Annotated in this window: 16 protein-coding genes; 5 read left to right on the top strand and 11 right to left on the bottom strand. The window is 69.8% G+C overall.

What is annotated here, in order from left to right; all coding sequences use genetic code 11:
* Window positions 1-23: 23 nt before the first annotated feature.
* The 4 genes from arc to AC4D2C_RS05710 form a co-directional block, all read right to left on the bottom strand.
* Complete coding sequence (gene arc / locus AC4D2C_RS05725) at window positions 24-1,793, bottom strand: proteasome ATPase (protein ID WP_490913316.1); 1,770 nt, start codon at window positions 1,791-1,793, stop codon at window positions 24-26.
* A gap of 225 nt (window positions 1,794-2,018) precedes the next feature.
* Window positions 2,019-3,098 carry a tRNA (adenine-N1)-methyltransferase gene (locus AC4D2C_RS05720; RefSeq protein ID WP_490905996.1) on the bottom strand — a complete coding sequence of 360 codons (1,080 nt, stop codon included), beginning with the start codon at window positions 3,096-3,098 and terminating at the stop codon, window positions 2,019-2,021.
* A 126-nt stretch (window positions 3,099-3,224) separates the two neighbouring features.
* On the bottom strand, window positions 3,225-4,379 hold the full coding sequence (locus AC4D2C_RS05715; protein ID WP_490913314.1) for a site-2 protease family protein: 1,155 nt from the start codon (window positions 4,377-4,379) through the stop codon (window positions 3,225-3,227).
* Window positions 4,372-5,202, bottom strand: coding sequence for an HAD family hydrolase (locus AC4D2C_RS05710; protein ID WP_490913312.1), 831 nt, complete (start codon window positions 5,200-5,202; stop codon window positions 4,372-4,374). Before AC4D2C_RS05710 ends, AC4D2C_RS05715 begins: the two co-directional genes overlap by 8 nt.
* 105 nt (window positions 5,203-5,307) lie before the next feature.
* Between AC4D2C_RS05710 and AC4D2C_RS05705 the strand changes: the two genes are divergently transcribed.
* On the top strand, window positions 5,308-6,198 hold the full coding sequence (locus AC4D2C_RS05705; RefSeq protein WP_490905999.1) for a PAC2 family protein: 891 nt from the start codon (window positions 5,308-5,310) through the stop codon (window positions 6,196-6,198).
* A gap of 150 nt (window positions 6,199-6,348) precedes the next feature.
* Window positions 6,349-6,612, top strand: coding sequence for a hypothetical protein (locus AC4D2C_RS05700; RefSeq protein WP_490913310.1), 264 nt, complete (start codon window positions 6,349-6,351; stop codon window positions 6,610-6,612).
* A gap of 80 nt (window positions 6,613-6,692) precedes the next feature.
* On the opposite strand, the gene mshC is transcribed toward AC4D2C_RS05700, so the two are convergent.
* Window positions 6,693-7,994, bottom strand: coding sequence for a cysteine--1-D-myo-inosityl 2-amino-2-deoxy-alpha-D-glucopyranoside ligase (mshC, locus tag AC4D2C_RS05695; RefSeq protein WP_490913309.1), 1,302 nt, complete (start codon window positions 7,992-7,994; stop codon window positions 6,693-6,695).
* Between the two features lie 23 nt (window positions 7,995-8,017).
* The gene (locus tag AC4D2C_RS05690) at window positions 8,018-8,842 is read right to left on the bottom strand and encodes an undecaprenyl-diphosphate phosphatase (RefSeq protein WP_490913307.1); all 825 of its coding nucleotides are present in this window, start codon (window positions 8,840-8,842) and stop codon (window positions 8,018-8,020) included.
* A gap of 50 nt (window positions 8,843-8,892) precedes the next feature.
* On the opposite strand from AC4D2C_RS05690, the gene AC4D2C_RS05685 reads away from it, so the two are divergent.
* Window positions 8,893-9,825: an aldo/keto reductase gene (locus AC4D2C_RS05685; RefSeq protein WP_490913306.1), complete on the top strand. Its 933-nt coding sequence runs from the start codon at window positions 8,893-8,895 to the stop codon at window positions 9,823-9,825.
* Window positions 9,826-9,878: 53 nt separating this feature from the next.
* Here AC4D2C_RS05685 and AC4D2C_RS05680 read toward each other — a convergent pair whose 3' ends face one another.
* Complete coding sequence (locus tag AC4D2C_RS05680) at window positions 9,879-10,178, bottom strand: hypothetical protein (protein ID WP_490913304.1); 300 nt, start codon at window positions 10,176-10,178, stop codon at window positions 9,879-9,881.
* Window positions 10,179-10,219: 41 nt separating this feature from the next.
* Here AC4D2C_RS05680 and AC4D2C_RS05675 point away from each other — a divergent pair, with 41 nt between their 5' ends.
* Entirely contained in the window at window positions 10,220-10,453 is a 234-nt protein-coding gene (locus tag AC4D2C_RS05675; RefSeq protein WP_104051116.1) for a DUF5703 family protein, read from the top strand.
* A 46-nt stretch (window positions 10,454-10,499) separates the two neighbouring features.
* On the opposite strand, the gene AC4D2C_RS05670 is transcribed toward AC4D2C_RS05675, so the two are convergent.
* The 3 genes from AC4D2C_RS05670 to AC4D2C_RS05660 all read right to left on the bottom strand — a co-directional run bounded on the left by AC4D2C_RS05670 (window position 10,500) and on the right by AC4D2C_RS05660 (window position 13,338).
* On the bottom strand, window positions 10,500-11,663 hold the full coding sequence (locus AC4D2C_RS05670; protein WP_490913303.1) for an acyl-CoA dehydrogenase family protein: 1,164 nt from the start codon (window positions 11,661-11,663) through the stop codon (window positions 10,500-10,502).
* Window positions 11,664-11,673: 10 nt separating this feature from the next.
* A complete protein-coding gene (locus tag AC4D2C_RS05665) occupies window positions 11,674-12,975 on the bottom strand; it encodes a M20/M25/M40 family metallo-hydrolase (RefSeq protein WP_490913301.1) in 1,302 nt (433 codons plus the stop codon).
* Between the two features lie 228 nt (window positions 12,976-13,203).
* A complete protein-coding gene (locus AC4D2C_RS05660) occupies window positions 13,204-13,338 on the bottom strand; it encodes a hypothetical protein (RefSeq protein WP_490913298.1) in 135 nt (44 codons plus the stop codon).
* Window positions 13,339-13,555: 217 nt separating this feature from the next.
* Here AC4D2C_RS05660 and AC4D2C_RS05655 point away from each other — a divergent pair, with 217 nt between their 5' ends.
* A complete protein-coding gene (locus tag AC4D2C_RS05655; RefSeq protein ID WP_490913296.1) occupies window positions 13,556-14,221 on the top strand; it encodes a GAP family protein in 666 nt (221 codons plus the stop codon).
* A gap of 102 nt (window positions 14,222-14,323) precedes the next feature.
* Here the strand turns inward: AC4D2C_RS05655 and AC4D2C_RS05650 are convergent, their stop codons facing one another.
* Window positions 14,324-15,889, bottom strand: coding sequence for an alanine/glycine:cation symporter family protein (locus AC4D2C_RS05650; protein ID WP_490913294.1), 1,566 nt, complete (start codon window positions 15,887-15,889; stop codon window positions 14,324-14,326).
* Window positions 15,890-15,951: the final 62 nt, after the last annotated feature.

Below are 15,951 nucleotides of genomic sequence, written 5' to 3'. Positions count from 1 at the left end.
GGTGCGTCGTCCCCCGGTTCCGATCACAGGTATTGGCCGGTATTCGCCGCCGTCTCGATGGACTTGCCCGGTTCCTGGCCCGCCTTGCCCTGCACGATCGTGCGGATGTACGTGATGCGCTCGCCCTTCTTGCCGGAGATGCGCGCCCAGTCGTCGGGGTTCGTGGTGTTCGGCATGTCCTCGTGCTCGCGGAACTCGTCCACCACGGCCCGCATGAGGTGCTCGATGCGCAGACCCCGGCTGCCGTCGAGAAGGAGGTCCTTGATGGCGTACTTCTTGGCGCGGTCCACCACGTTCTGGATGACGGCCCCGGAGTTGAAGTCCTTGAAGTACAGCATCTCGGTGTCGCCGTTCGCGTAGGTCACCTCGAGGTACTCGTTGGACTTGTCCGTCGAGTACATCTGCTCCACCGTGCGGCGGATCATCTCGGCGATGGTGCTCTGCGGATCGTTGCCGTTCTCGGCGAGGTCGTCGGCGTGCAGCGGGAGGTCGGCGGTGACGTACTTCGCGAAGATCTCCGCAGCGCCCTCCGCGTCGGGCCGCTGGATCTTGATCTTCACGTCCAGCCGGCCCGGGCGCAGGATGGCCGGGTCGATCATGTCCTCACGGTTGGAGGCACCGATGACGATCACGTTCTCGAGCTTCTCGACGCCGTCGATCTCGCTCAGCAGCTGCGGCACGATGGTGGTCTCCACGTCGGAGGACACCCCGGTGCCACGGGTGCGGAAGAGCGAGTCCATCTCGTCGAAGAACACGACGACAGGGCTGCCGTCGGAGGCCTTCTCGCGCGCCCGGGCGAAGATGAGCCGGATGTGGCGTTCCGTCTCACCCACGTACTTGTCCAGCAGCTCCGGTCCCTTGATGTTGAGGAAATAGCTGCGGATCTGCTCGACGCCGGCGCGCTCGGCGGCCCGCGCGGCGAGCGAGTTGGCCACAGCCTTGGCGATCAGCGTCTTGCCGCAGCCGGGCGGGCCGTAGAGCAGGATCCCCTTGGGCGGCTTGAGCCCGTGCTCGCGGTAGAGGTCGGGGTGCAGGAAGGGCAGCTCGACGGCGTCGCGGATCTGCTCGATCTGCGGGCCGAGCCCACCGATGTCGCCGTACGCGATGTCGGGCACTTCCTCGAGCACGAGGTTCTCCACCTCGCTGCGGGGGACCTTCTCGAGACCGTATCCGGACTTCGTGTCGACGGCGAGGGCGTCGCCCACCCGGATCTTCTCCGCGCGCAGCGGCCCGCTGAGCCTGATGACGCGCTCGTCGTCGGTGCGGCCCACCACGAGCGCGCGGTCCGCGCCGAGGAGCTCCTTGACGGTGACGATCTCCCCGGCCCGCTCGAAGCCGAGCGCGGCGACGATGGTGAGCGACTCGTTGAGCAGCACCTCCTGGCCGGGAGCGAGCTGGCGGACGTTGATGAGAGGACTGACAGTGACGCGGAGCTTGCGCCCCGACTGCAGGATGTCGGCCGTGTCCTGCACTGTCGCCTCGGTGGTGGTCCCGGGCTCGGACGGGCGCTTCGGGTTCACCTGCATCACGGTGGCGAAGCTGAACGGGGCGGCACCCTCCTTCTCGAGGGCCGCCTTCAGCCGGACGATCTCCGTGCGGGCGGACTCGAGCGCGGAGACCAGCTTGGCGTTGTTCTGCGTGGCCGATGCGAGCTGCCGGTCGATATGGCGGAGCTTGTCCCGCAGCACGTTCAGCTGGCGCTGGGTGATCGAGCGGTCGGCGGGGAGTTCGGCGGCAGGCGGGTTGGGGCCGCCCTGGTCGGCGGCAGGAGCGTAGTCGTCTGATTCCGGCATTCTGGTTCGCCACCTCGTGATCGACATTCGGCTGTCTTTCGACCTTAGCGCAGAGCCGGGCCCCCGGTCTGCCGAGTTCCGTCCGGAGTCTTCCGATGCAATGTCATCCCGCAGTCGACCCGCAGTCGATCCCGCTGTTGATACTGCATCCAGGACTGCATCGGCGTGGGGCGCACGCGGTGAGACCGACCCGTTGTCCGCGGCGCCCCCGCTACCCGCCCGCGCCTACTCGACGGAACCGCCGTCGGCGATCGCGTCGCGCCGGGCCTGGGCCTCCTCCGGGGGCAGGGATCCGCGCTGGATGGTGGATGCCGCGTCGCGGGCCACCCGGCGGAGGCGCTTGTCGGAGACGTCGCGCTCCCCCACGGCCTGGGGCGTCCAGGCATTGAGATCCTCCTCGCTGAACCCGGTCTTCGAGGGCCTGCGCTTCGGGGTGAAGCCCGTGGCGCCGGGGGCGAGCCTGCGCGTGGTGATGAGAAACCCCGTGTGCGCGACCATGCGGTGGTCGGGGCGGACGGCGAGGCCCTCGAGGTGCCAGCCGCGCACCATGGACTCCCACCCCTCGGGTTCGGTGAAGCGGCCGTCCGCACGGATGGCTTCGGCCGTCCGGGACAGCTGCGTGACGGTGGCCACATAGCTGATCCACACGCCGCCGGGGGCGAGGACGGTGGCGACGGCGTCCAGGCACTCCCACGGGGCCAGCATGTCGAGCACCACCCGGTCCACGGTGCCCGCTTCCTCGTGCTCGAGCACCTGCTCCTGGAAATCGCCGAGCGTGATCTGCCAGGCCGGGTGGGGTCCGCCGAAGATCGTCTCCACGTTGCCGCGGGCGATGTCCGCGAACTCCTCACGACGCTCGAACGAATGGAGGGAGCCGGCGTCGCCGACGGCCCGCAGGAGCGAGATGGAGAGGGCGCCGGAGCCGACGCCGGCTTCGACGACGCGCGCGCCGGGGTAGATGTCGGCCATGGTCACGATCTGTCCGGCGTCCTTCGGGTACACCACGGCCGCGCCGCGCGGCATGGACAGCACGAAGTCGGACAGGAGGGGCCGCAACGCCTGGTAGAGCTGCCCGGTGGTGTTCTCGAGGATGGTGCCTTCGGTGGCGCCGATGAGGGTGTCGTGCTGCAGGAATCCCTTGTGCGTGTGGAACGCGCCGCCGGGCGTCAGGGTGATCGTGTTCATCCGCCCCTTCTCGTCGGTCAGCTGCACCCGCTCCCCCGCCCGGAACGGGCCACGCCGGGCCGCCGCTCCGTGCGGTGTGGAAGGGGTCTCGGGGGCGGGTGACGTGGGGACGGTGCTCATGGAGGTCCTTCGGCAGGGGCCGGCGGAACCGGCGTGAACAGGCGGTGGGGCGAACGGGTGGGGCGAACGGTGGAAGCAGGTGGGAACGGGGCGTGGAGTCTGTGATTCGGGGGCGCCGGGCTGCCGTCAGGGACCGGGGGTGCCCTTGCCGGTGATGGCATGGACGACGGTCCGCTGGTGCAGGAGTCCGGTGACGGCGCCCTGCCGGTTGATGACGGCGTACTCGTTGCCCTCGAGCCGCGCGAGGAACTGGACGAGCTCCTGCCCCTCCGCCGACTCGGGGACGTAGGCGCCTGCGGCGAGGCGCCGCGCGGCCGCGTTGACCGGCGTCGTGCCTGCGGCCTCCTCGGGGACGGCGAGCAGCGCGGCTTCGTCGACGACGGCCTCCGGAATTCCCGAGGCACCGGTGACGACCACGGCGGCACCGGGGTTCTCGCGCAGCAGGCGGCGGGCAGCGGCGATGCTCGTACCCGCGGGCAGCCCGATGGCGCGCTGCTGCAGCCGTCCGGCGCTGATCGCAGGGAGGCGCAGGCGCATGCGCGCATTCTCGATGGCCGCCGACGCGCCCATCCAGAGGAAGGCGCCCATGACGACGGCGATGACGATGACCGTGAGGTCCGGCTGCAGCCCGCGGACCAGCGGGATCCCGACCACGACGCCGAGGAGGAGGATCACGATGATTCGGCCGGCCCAGCCGGCCGCCACCGTCCCCTTCTCCTGGCTCCCGGTGGCCTTCCAGACCGCGCTCTCCACGAGGCGGCCGCCGTCGAGCGGAAGGCCCGGCAGCACGTTGAAGAGAGCGACCAGGAGGTTCGCCCACACGAGGATCGTGATCAGGAGGTAGGCGACCGACCCGGGGTTCATGGCCTGCAGGGCACCCCAGCCGATCGCGGCGAGGACGAAATTGGCCGCCGGGCCGGCGAGGGCCACGAGGAGCGACCGCCCGGGTGAGGCGTTGAAGCTCGCGAACTGCGTGTGGCCGCCCCAGAGGTTGAGCACGATGCGCGTGGTGGGCCACCCGAAGGCGCGCGCCGTGAGGGCGTGTGCGAGCTCGTGGAGGAGCACCGAGGCGGCGAGGAGCAGGGCGTAGCCCAGGGCGACGGCGTAGGCGCCGGCCCCGATCCCGGGGAAGGCATCGGCGACGCGGGGTCCGAACACCACCACGATGAAGAGGGTGATGATGAACCAGGACCAGGCCAGGACGACGGGGATACCGGCGATCCGGCCGAGGGACAGGCCGGGCCTCGGCTCGGTCCGGACCGGCTGCTCAGCGTCACTCATGCGCCGCCACTCCCCCCTCGCGCAGGTCGCCTCGTCCGGTGTTCGTCCCGGCGTCGTGCCCGGCGTCCGTCCCGGCCATGGGGGGCAGGAGCGCCGCGAGATCGGCCGCCGTGCGGCCGGCCAGGGTGTCCCAGTCGGTGCGGCGGTCATCGGGGGGCAGGGGGACGAAGTGCGGGACCGCGAGCGTGACGAGCCCGGCGGCGAGCGCGGACGTCACGCCCGGCAGTGAGTCCTCGACGGCGACCACGCGGTCCTTGCTCAGGCCCGGGTGGTCGGCGGCGAGCAGGTCGAATCCGAGCTGGTAGGCCTCGGGGTCGGGCTTGCCGGCGCTCACCCGGTCGCCCGTCACGAGGTGCTGGAAGGTGCCCTCGGGGAGCCGGGAGGCGACGGCCGTGGCGAGCAGGGTCTCGGACATGGTCACCATCGCACACGGGATGCCCTCCTCGCGGAGCGCGGCCAGGAGTTCCCTGGCCCCGGGGCGCCACGGGACGGCGGCGCGCACGTCCGCCGCCACCCGCTCGGTGAGGTGCTCGATGATGGCGCGGATGCCCAGCGCCACGCCTGCCTCCTGGAGGCGCCCTGCGGAGTACTCGAGCGCCTGGCCCACGAGCGCCGTGGCCTGCTCGGTGGTCCACGTCCCGCCGTGCGACTCGACGAGGTCCTTCTCGGCCCTGATCCAGTACGGCTCCGTGTCGACGATCGTCCCGTCCATGTCCCACAGCACGCCCTGAAGCCCGTGGAGGTTCCCTCCGGGGGCCCGGCCGTCGCCGTCGGGGTCCGTGCGGGACAGGGTGCGGACAGTGCCGGTGGGGTGGTAGGCCATACCTTCAAGTCTACGGTGGAGCCCCGGGAGGGCCGTACGTCAGCTGTGCGCGTAGCGGCTGAAGCCTGCCTGACATGCCCGCGCGCCGGGGTTTAGGGTGAGAGCGTGGACAGCTTCGAAGAGAACCAGCCGAACGGCATACAGGACATCTTCCAGGATGCCGGCGAGCCCGAGCGACGGACCACGATCCTGCTCGCCGCGTTCGAGGGCTGGAACGACGCCGGCGAGGCCGCCAGCGATGCGCTGAAGTACATGGGCCGGTTCTTCGGCAGCGAGCGGATCTCGACGATCGACGCCGACGAGTTCTACGACTTCCAGTTCACGCGCCCCATGATCAAGCGCAACTCCACGGGCCAGCGCCGGATCAAGTGGCCCAACACCCGCATCAGCAAGACGGTGGTCCCTGATTCCAATGTGGACCTGATCCTCGTCAACGGCGTCGAGCCGTCGTACAAGTGGCGTGCGTACACTGCCGAACTGGTCGCGCTCGCCAAGGAGCTGAGCGTGGACTGCATCGTCCTCGTAGGTGCCCTGCTCGCGGATGTGCCGCATTCCCGTCCCATCCCCGTGACCGTGACCTCGGACGACGACCTCGTGCGCGAGAGCCTGGACGTGGAACCCTCCACCTACGAGGGGCCGATCGGGATCGTGGGCGTCCTGGCGGAGATGGGGCTGCTCGCGGACATCCCCACGATGTCGCTCTGGGCGGCCGTCCCCCACTACGTGGGGCAGTCCCCCTCCCCGAAGGCGCAGCTCGCCCTGCTCAACAAGCTGGAAGAGATCCTGCAGATCACGGTGGACACCCACGTCCTGACGGAGGAGTCGGAAGCCTGGGAACGCGGCGTCGACGAGCTCGCCACCGAGGACCCGGAGGTGGCCGCCTACGTGCGCCAGCTCGAGGAGGCGAAGGACACGGTGGACCTGCCGGAGGCGAGCGGCGAATCGATCGCTCGCGAGTTCGAGCGCTACCTGAAGAAGCGCCGCCGCGAGCAGTGAGCGCGAACCGCCAGGCGCGCCGGATGCAGGTGGCGCGAGCGGCGGAGCGGAGTAGAGTCGCGGCAGGGCGCGCGGACGAACCGCCGCGCCAGCACCCACCCACCCGCCCCGCGCCGGGATCCGTGCCGGCCGGGCTGATCGGAGGCCCCCGTGTCACAGCAGCCATACGAGCACACATCCGGTGCCGGACCGCTTCCCCCGGAGGCGGGCAAGGCGAGGACGGCGTCCCTCGTCCTGGGCATCGTCGGGATCTTCTTCCTCGGCATCGTCCTCGGGCCGCTCGCCATCATGCAGGCCAACAAGGCCGAGCGCCTCGGCGAGCGTTCCAGCGCCGGGCGCGTCCTCGGCTGGATCGCGACGATCTTCGGCGTGGCCGCGCTGGTGTTCGGCATCCTGAGGGTCGTGCTCCAGTAGTCCGGGAGCGGCGGGCGCCCGGGGACGACCCGTCGGGCCGGACACCGGTCCCGCCCGGACATCCCTGGGGCGCCGTCCGGCTAGAGCCGGACGCCGAGCAGGGCGTCGACGACGTCGGCCAGGCCGCGCCGAGCTTCCCCGTCGGCGGGGACCTCCGCAGGCCCCCCGGAGGCCGCCCGCCGGTGGATCTCCGCCGCCCGGGCGTCCACTGCGGCCAGGGCGGACGGCGCGTCGAGATCGTCCGCCAGGTGTGCCCGGATCTGTTCGCGGATGGCGTCGACGTCGTCCTGCGTCGCCCCGCCGACGGCCGCACGCCAGGTGGCGAGGCGGTCGACGGCCCGGTCCAGGACGCCGTCGGTCCACGCCCAGTCCCCGCGGTAGTGGTGCGCCAGGATAGCGAGACGGATGGCCGCGGGGTCGATGCCGGAGCGGCGCAGCACGGAGACGAGCACGAGATTCCCGCGGGACTTGCTCATCTTCCCGCCGTCGTAGCCCACCATGCCTGCGTGGGCGTAGTGCCGGGCGAGCGGGGTGCCGGCGGCCGCCCAGGCGTGGGAGGCGCTCATCTCGTGGTGGGGGAACACGAGGTCGGAGCCGCCGCCCTGCACCGTGAAGGGGGACGGGAGGAAGCGCTGGGCGATCACCGAGCACTCGATGTGCCAGCCGGGCCGGCCGTCGCCCAGCGACCCGCCGGGCCAGCTGGGCTCGCCCTGGCGGGCGGCCCGCCAGAGGAGAGGATCGAGGGCGTTGCGCTTCCCGGGGCGGGCCGGGTCGCCGCCGCGCTCCGCCGAGAGCTCGAGCATCGTGCCGCCGTCCAGGTGCGAGACCTGGCCGAGGAACCAGTGGGCCTCGTCGGCCTCGTCGAGCGTGGCGCAGGCGTCCAGGGAGAAGTAGACGTCGCCGTCGGGCTCGCCGTCCACGCCGGGGACGGAGTAGGCGAGGCCGCGTGCCACGAGGTCCTCGACGACGGGGACGATCCAGTCGATCGCCTCGACCGCTCCCACGTACTGCTCCGGCGGCAGCACGTTCAGGGCTTCCATGTCCTCGCGGAAGAGGGCGATCTGGCCTGCGGCGAGGTCGCGCCAGTCCACCCCGGTGGCTGTCGCACGTTCGAGGAGGGGGTCGTCGACGTCGGTGACGTTCTGGACGTAGTGCACGGTTGACCCGGCGTCGCGCCAGGTCCTGTTGAGCAGGTCGAAGGCCACGTAGGTGGCCGCATGGCCGAGGTGGGTCGCGTCATAGGGGGTGATGCCGCAGACGTAGAGGCTCTGCTCGGGACGTCTGGGAAGGAGTGCCGGCTCCTGGCGGGCGGTGTCGAACAGGGTGATGTCCGACTGGGTGCCGTCGAGTTCTGGGACAGGAGTCGAGTTCCACGCAATCACACGTTCTACCTTACGGCCCGGCGTCAGGCGCTGATGACGCCGAGTCCGAGCAGCACGTAGAGCGCGAGACCGAGCAGGATGCGGTACCAGACGAAGAGCCCGTAGCCGCGGGTCGTGACGTACCGGAGGAACCAGCCGATGATCGCGAAGCCGACGAGGAACGCGACCACCGTGGCCAGGGCCGTCTCCGGCAGGGAGTACGGCCCGGCCTCGTCGTAGCTCTTCACGAGCTGGTACACACCGCTGCCGAACACGGCGGGGATGGCGAGGAGGAACGAGTAGCGGGCCGCCGCCTCACGGGTGTAGCCCATCAGCAGGCCCGCCGTGATGGTCCCGCCCGAGCGCGACACGCCCGGGACGAGGGCCAGTGCCTGCGCCAGTCCGAACAGGATGCCGTGCCGGTAGGTGAGGCTCTGGAGGTCGCGCGTCTGGCGTCCGACGTGGTCGGCGACGGCGAGGAACAGCCCGAACACGATCAGCATGGTCGCCACGAGCCACATGCTGCGGAACGTGCTCTCGATCTGGTCCTGGAAGAGGAGCCCGAGCAGCACGATCGGCACGCTGCCGAGGATGACCAGCCAGCCCATGCGGACATCCGGGTGGTTCCGCGGGATCCTGCCCGCGAGGGCGCCGAACCAGGCCTTGATGATCCGGACGATGTCCCGCCAGAAGAAGACGACGACGGCGGTCTCCGTCCCCAGCTGGGTGATCGCCGTGAACGCCGCGCCCGGGTCCTGCGCGTTCGGCAGGAGCTCGCCGACGATGCGCAGGTGCGCACTCGAGGAGATGGGCAGGAATTCGGTGAGACCCTGGACGAACCCCAGGACGACTGCTTCTATCCAATGCACCCTTACGACCCTAAGCCATGCGGCCGGGCTCAGGCTTTAGGCTTGGCTCCATGCAACGGCGAAACGTGGGAGCGAGCGGCCTGACCGTCTCGGCGCTGGGACTCGGCACCATGACCTGGGGGCAGGAAGTCAGCGAGGAGGCCGCCCGCGAGCAGCTCCGCCTCTTCACCGACGCCGGGGGCACGCTCGTGGAGACCGCGGCCCGCTACGGCGAGGGCCAGGCCGAGGCGATGCTGGGCGGCTTCATCGGCGACACCGTGGCGCGCTCGGAGCTCGTGCTGGTGGTGCAGGGCGGCACGACGCGCTCGGGCAGCCGGCGCCTCGACAGCTCACGCCGGGGACTGCTGGACTCGCTCGACGCATCCCTGTCGCTGCTCGGCACGGACCACGTCGACGTGTGGCTCGCGCCCTCTCCCGATGCGTCCGTTCCGCTGGAGGAGACCCTGAGCGCGCTCGACGTCGCATACGCCAGCGGCCGCGCACGCTACGTGGGCGTCTCCAACTACGCGGGCTGGGAGTTCGCTCGGGCGGCGGCGACGGCGTCGTTCCCGCTGCTGGTGAACGACGTCGAGTACTCGCTCGTCAGCCGTGGTGCCGAGCGCGATGTCCTGCCGGCCGCGGAGGCAGTCGGCGCGGCGATCCTGGCGTGGGGTCCGCTGGGCCGGGGCGTCCTCACCGGCAAGTACCGCGGCAGGATCCCGTCGGAGTCCCGTGGCGCGTCCGATGTGTGGGCTCCCTACGTGGAGCCGTACCTCACGGGGAAACCGCAGCGCATCACGGAGGCCCTGTGCACAGCGTCGCGGGGCCTCGACCTGCAGCCGCACGAACTCGCGCTGCGCTGGCTCCTCCACCGACCCGGCGTCGCCGCCGCGATCGTGGGCGCACGGACCCCGCAGCAACTCAAGGAGATCCTGCAGACGAGCGGCGCCCCGGTGGCCGAGCCCATCGCCGAGGTCCTGGATGAGGTCTCCGCCCTGCTCTGACGCCCTGCTCCGGAACGTGGTGCCGTTCCTCCCGGCGGACGGGTCCGGTCCGGTCAGTGCTCCACTTCGGCATCGACCAGATCGGAGGCGTAATCGGAGTCCTCGTCGTCAGGATCCTCGTCGGAGTCCTCGTCGGAATCCTCCTCGTCGGTGTCCTCGTAGATCTCGAGCGGGGTGACCTCACCGAAGGCGTCGTAGAGGGCTTCCTCGTAGACCTCGAAGGCATCCGCGATCCCGAGGTACGCCGCTTCCACCGCGGGATCGTTGTCGTCCCGCGGTGACGCCGCGGCCGCCAGGTGCTCTTCGAGGGCCGTCACGAGGGACTGGAGCGCGACACGCGGATCTATGCTCATGGCCTAGACGTTATCGGTAAAGTGATCAGAATTGGAGGGATATGCGAGAACATTTTCTGAATGCCACCGCCGTCCGCGAGCGTGATTACGGGCGGCAGTACGAGTACCTCGTCCTCACCGTGAGCGCAGGTGAACCCCTGCCCGCGGCCCGCAAACTGCTCACCGAGCACGCCGAGTACGGCAAGTGGGAACTCGAACGCAGCTGCATCTACATGGGCGGCGGCAGGCGGTACTGGCTGCGGCGCAAGGTCCTCCGGGTCGAACGCACGGCGTAGCGCCGCACCGGCAGGATGCCTCCACTCCGGACGCGGGTGGGCCGACTCAGCCCGAGGGCGGCCCGAGGAGGGCCGTGGCCACCGTGGCCCGGGCCGATTCCTCGGTGGAGGGATGGAACTGCCCGGCGAGGGCGTCGCGGTGCAGGCGCACCGCTTCCGACGACGCCGAGAAACCCGATCCGCCGCCCACGTGCAGCGCAGTCCTCGTCGCAGCGACCGCCGCCTCCACCGCGTGGGTCTTCAGGGTCACGAGGCGGGAGAACCACGCCGGCCCTTCATCGACCCTGGCGTCCAGATCCTGCACCACGCCGCGAAGCTGCGCCTCGGCCGCGGTGCGCTGCATCGCTGCCGCCGCGAGCGTGTTCCGGAGGACCGGATCGTCGGACAGCGGGCGATCGGCGACCATGCTCCGCCGCCGGCTCAGCGCCTGCGCCGAGAGGTCGAGCGCCCGGTCCGCGATCCCGAGGTACACCGCGGCGATGAAGGTCTCGAACGCCGCGAAGATCCCGAACACCAGGAGGTCGGCGTTCGGTCCCACCGGGACGCGCCGGAACACGTCATCGGCCGGCACGCGGACGCCGGAGAGCCGCGTCGTGTGGGACTGCGTGGCGCGCATGCCGAGCGGATCCCAGTCCTCGACGATTTCCACCCCGGGCGTCCCGCGGGGCACGAAGGCATGGAGGATCACGTCGTCGCCGTCGCGTCCGTCCAGCTTGCCGAAGATCCCGAGGCGGGTCCACACCGGCGACAGGCTCGTGAAGACCTTGGTGCCGGTGAAGCTGTACGCGCCGTCGGGCAGGCGGTCCACGCGGGTCAGCGAATCGAACAGGACGGCGTCGTTGCCGGGCTCCGAGACACCGAAGGCGAACACCTCGCCCCGCCCCGCCTCGTTGAGGACCGATTCCAGCGAGAGGTCCCCGCGGTCCGCGAGCAGGCCCGCGACCGCCGTCCACACCAGGTGCATGTTGATGCCGAGGGCCGTCGCGGGGGCGGCCGCGGCGAGCCGGCGCTGGGCGGCCGCGGCGCCGGCCATGCCGCCTGCGTCCCCCGGCCGCGTGTCCGCCAGGATGCGGAGGTAGCCCGCCTCCTGGAGGTCGGCGAAGTCCTCCGCGAAGAACGTGTTCGCCGCGTCGTAGCCGGCCGCGCGTGCCCGGAAGCGTTCCAGCAGGTCCGCGGGCAGCAGTCCGCCCGCATCCGTCGTCGCCGTCATCCCGGCCCGCTCAGTAGGTCGTCAGCAGTCGGGAGAGCACTTTGGCGCCGAAGCGCAGGGAATCCGTCGGCACGCGTTCGTCGACGCCGTGGAACATGCCCGTGAAGTCGAGCTCGTCGGGCAGCTGCAGGGGCGCGAAGCCGTAGCCGGTGATGCCCAGGCGGCTCAGCGACTTGTTGTCCGTGCCGCCCGAGAGCGTGTAGGGCAGCACCTTCGCCCCGGGGTCCTCCGCCTGCAGGGCATCGATCATCGAGTCGACCAGATTGCCGGCGAACGGCACTTCGAGCGAGGTGTCCTTGTGCTCGTAGCTCACGTCCACTCCCTCGCCAGCGAGCCCGCGGATGATCTCCAGGACCTGGTCCTGCTGGCCCGGCAGCGTGCGCACGTCGATGAGCGCTTCGGCCGTGCCGGGAATGACGTTGTGCTTGTAGCCGCCCTTCAGGACGGTCGGGTTCGCGGTGTTCTGCAGGGTCGCCCCCACGAAGCGCGCCACGGTCCCCAGTTCCTTGAGGATGATGTCGGGGTTGTCCGGATCGAACTCGACGCCGGTGAGTTCGGTGACGCCGTCGAGGAACTGGCGCGTGGTCGGCGTCAGCTCGATGGGCCAGGAGTGCTCGCCGATCCGGGTGACGGCGCGGGCCAGCGCGGTCACGGCGTTGTCGGTGTTGATCTGCGACCCGTGGCCCGCGCGGCCGTGGGCGACGAGGCGCAGCCAGGAGATGCCCTTCTCCGCGGTCTGCAGCAGATACGTCCGCTGGCCCCCGATGGTCGCCGAGAAACCGCCGACCTCGGAGATGGCCTCCGTGGCCCCCTCGAACACCTCCGGCTTGTTGTCGACGAGCCAGGAGGCCCCGTACGCGCCGCCTGCCTCCTCGTCGGCGAAGAACCCGAAGATGAGGTCGCGCTGCGGCTTGACGCCGTCCCGCTGCATCGACCGCAGGACGGACAGGATCATGGCGTCCATGTCCTTCATGTCGACGGCCCCGCGGCCCCAGATCAGGCCGTCCTTCTCCTCGCCGCCGAACGGGTCGACCGTCCAGTCCTCCTTCTGCGCCGGCACCACGTCGAGGTGGCCGTGGACCACGAGTGCGGGCAGCGACGGGTCGGAGCCTTCCATGCGCGCGACGACGGACGTACGGCCCGGGGCGGATTCGAAGAGCTGCGTGGAGAGCCCGACCTCCTCGATCAGGCCCGCCGTGTACTCGGCGGCCCTGCGCTCCCCCGGCCCCACGTTGTCCCCGAAGTTCGAGGTGTCGATCCGGATCAGTTCCTGGCAGATCCTGACAACTTCATCGTCGGGTGAGATGCCCACGTGGTCCTCCTGGGTTGCGGTTTCTCCCAGCCTACTGAGGTTCGTGCCCACCGCGTGCGGTTGTGTACCGCGTGCCGCGTGCCGCGACGCGCCGTCGGGCTCCTGGCGGGAGACGACGACAAGGCCCCGGCCAGGCCCGGACGCATGCGATATCACCAGGCCAGCGCCTGCAACCGCTGAAGGTTTGCACCCCTGATCGTCGACATCGACTCTGGCACCACGCACGGCTCAGGTTCTCCTGCCGGCGCCCCAGCCGCCTTCGGCGCCGGCGCTGAAGCCCAGTTGCAGGGCGAGGCGCTCGACCGTGTGGTCGTGGAGCGCCCCCAGGTCGGTGAAGGTATCGGCGCCGTACTGCCCGAACACCTCGCCTCTGTGAGATGACAGGTACTACTCGGAGCGTAAGCAGGATGGGACGATATGGGCATGACCGGGGACAGGACAGCTCTCGAGGAGATCCTCAAGGACGAGGAGAGCGAGATCAGGACCCGGCGGGCCCAGAGGGGCGCGCCACGTCCCTCGCCCCGCGAGGAGCAGGCATGATGTCTCCCCCTGGACACCACAGGTACCGCCCGAGTCCCGCATGCTGAGTCTGCTGATCAGCCTCGTGCCGGTCGCACTGGCGGGGGCGATCAGCACGGTACCCGCCAGCATGACCATCATCATCCTGCTCTCCCCGAAGGCCCAACGGGGCGCCCTGTCGTTCCTCGTCGGGAGCGTCATCGGCGCCGTCCTGCTGGTGGGCGGTGCGGCGATGGGACTGCGCTTCCCGCCGCTCAGGGAGAGCGTGGACCAGCACGTCCGGCTGGCCCTGATCGGCCTCGGCGTGGCAGTTCTCGTGATCGCCTACGCCGTCTACGTCCTGTCGGGCAGGAGCACGACGAACAGCGCCGCGCTGGGCAGACTGCGCACCCGGGTCGCCTCGGCCCGCCCGTGGGAGTTCGTCGCCCTGGGTGTCGCCCTGAACCTGCGGCCGAAAGCGATCCTGCTCTCGCTGACCGCAGGTGCCCTCATCGGCCTTCAGGGCCTTCCGCTGCCGGCCGGGACGCTGGTGGTTCTCGGCTATGTCCTCGTTGCTCAGTCACAGATCCTCGTGCCGATCCTCCTCCAAATGCGCAGGCCCGAGCGCGCGGACGCGATGCTGACCCGGCTCAATGCTTGGCTGCGGCGTCATAGCAAGACGATCACCGGCGTCACCCTCATGGTGGTCGGGCTGTTCATCGCCGGTGTAAGTGTCGCGCGGCTCTGATGTCCGGTGCGGGGCCGGCGCAGGGCGATCTGGGCAGAGCGTTCTGCTCTACAGTCGTCGACCCCAACGGCCGTCACACACCCTTCACCGACCAGGCGATGCCTACTTCTCCGCCTGGAGCTCGTCGTTCTCGATTCCGAGGATGAGGAGCTTGCCGCTCTTGCGGTCGGCGAGGTATTCACGCATCTCCCGCTTGATGACGGGGAGCAGGAAGTAGACGCCGAGCAGGTTCACGAATGCGCAGACGAACAGTGCGGCATCGGCGAAGCTGATGACCTGACTGAACGTGAGGACACAGCCCGCAACGGTGAAGAACAGGAAGACGATCTTGTACGTGATCTCCGCCGTCTTTCCGCGACCGAACAGGAACTCCCACGCCTTGAGCCCGTAGTAGGACCAGGTGATCAGCGTGGAGTAGGCAAAGAGGACGACCGCGATGGCGAGGACGATCGGGAACCAGGGAAGGACGGTGGCGAACGCGTCCGAGGTGAGGATCACGCCGTCGGGCACGTCTCCTCCGCCCTGCACCTGGTCGATACCGGCCTGGAAGCTGGGGGCTCCCGCGATGACGATCGCGAGCGCCGTCATGGTACAGATGAGCACGGTGTCGACCAGCGGCTCGTAGAGAGCCACGAAGCCCTCGCTGACCGGACGGCGGGTCTTCACGGCGGAGTGCGCGATGGCCGCGGAACCGATACCGGCCTCGTTGGAGAACGACGCCCGCTGGAAACCGACGATCAGCACGCCGAGGATGCCACCCGCGATGCCCTGCGGATTGAAGGCGCCGCCGATGATGGCGCCGATCGCGGCAGGTACTTGGTCGATATTGACGATGATGACGAACAGGCATGCCAGGACGTAGATGCCGCCCATCGCCGGGACGAGACGCGACGTCGTGGCGCCGATGGACTTGATGCCGCCGAGGATCACGATGGCAACGAAGAAGGCGAGAACCAGCCCGAAGATGAGGGCGGCTCCGGCGCTGCCAAGGAAGCCGTCGGCACCACCCGTGACGTTCTGCACCTGAGCGAACGTCTGGTTGGCCTGGAACATGTTGCCGCCGGCGATGCCGAAGATGAGGATCGCGACGGCGAAGATCCCGGTGAGGATCTTCGCCGGGATGCGGCCGAGCTTGTGGAAGGCGATGGGGAGGTACTTGAAGGGACCGCCGCTGACAGTGCCGTCCTCGTGCACCTCGCGGTACTTCACGCCGAGCGTACACTCGGCGAATTTCGTCGCCATGCCGATGAGTCCGGCACAGATCATCCAGAACGTGGCCCCTGGGCCACCGAGGGCCATCGCCGCACCCACGCCGGCGATGTTGCCGAGCCCGACGGTGCCGGAGAGCGCCGATGTGAGCGCCTGGAAGTGGGGCACCTCGCCTGGGTCGTTCTTCGAGGAGTAGCGACCGCGGACCACCTCGTACCCGACCTTGAGGCCGCGCAGCTGCGGGACCCCGAAGTAGATCGTGAAGATGATGCCGGCGAGGATGAGCCACGCCACCACGGCGGGGAAACTGACATCCCCGATCGTGATCGGGAAGAACACGATGCTGGAGAAGATCTCGGTGGGCTTCGCGAAAGCCGTGTTGATTGCCTCATCGATGGCTGCGAGCCACCCGACGTCCTCGGCAACCGTCGTCCTGGGAAGTGTGATCTGAATGTGCATTCGTCAACTGAACCGCGTTCGGCCTGTGAAGGCAATCACACCGCGAACCTGCAGTCCGAATG

The sequence above is a fragment of the Arthrobacter sp. TJ-240 genome (assembly GCF_058269195.1).
Note: the sequence above shows the minus strand (reverse complement) of the source record. Positions and strands in the feature narration are given on the sequence as shown.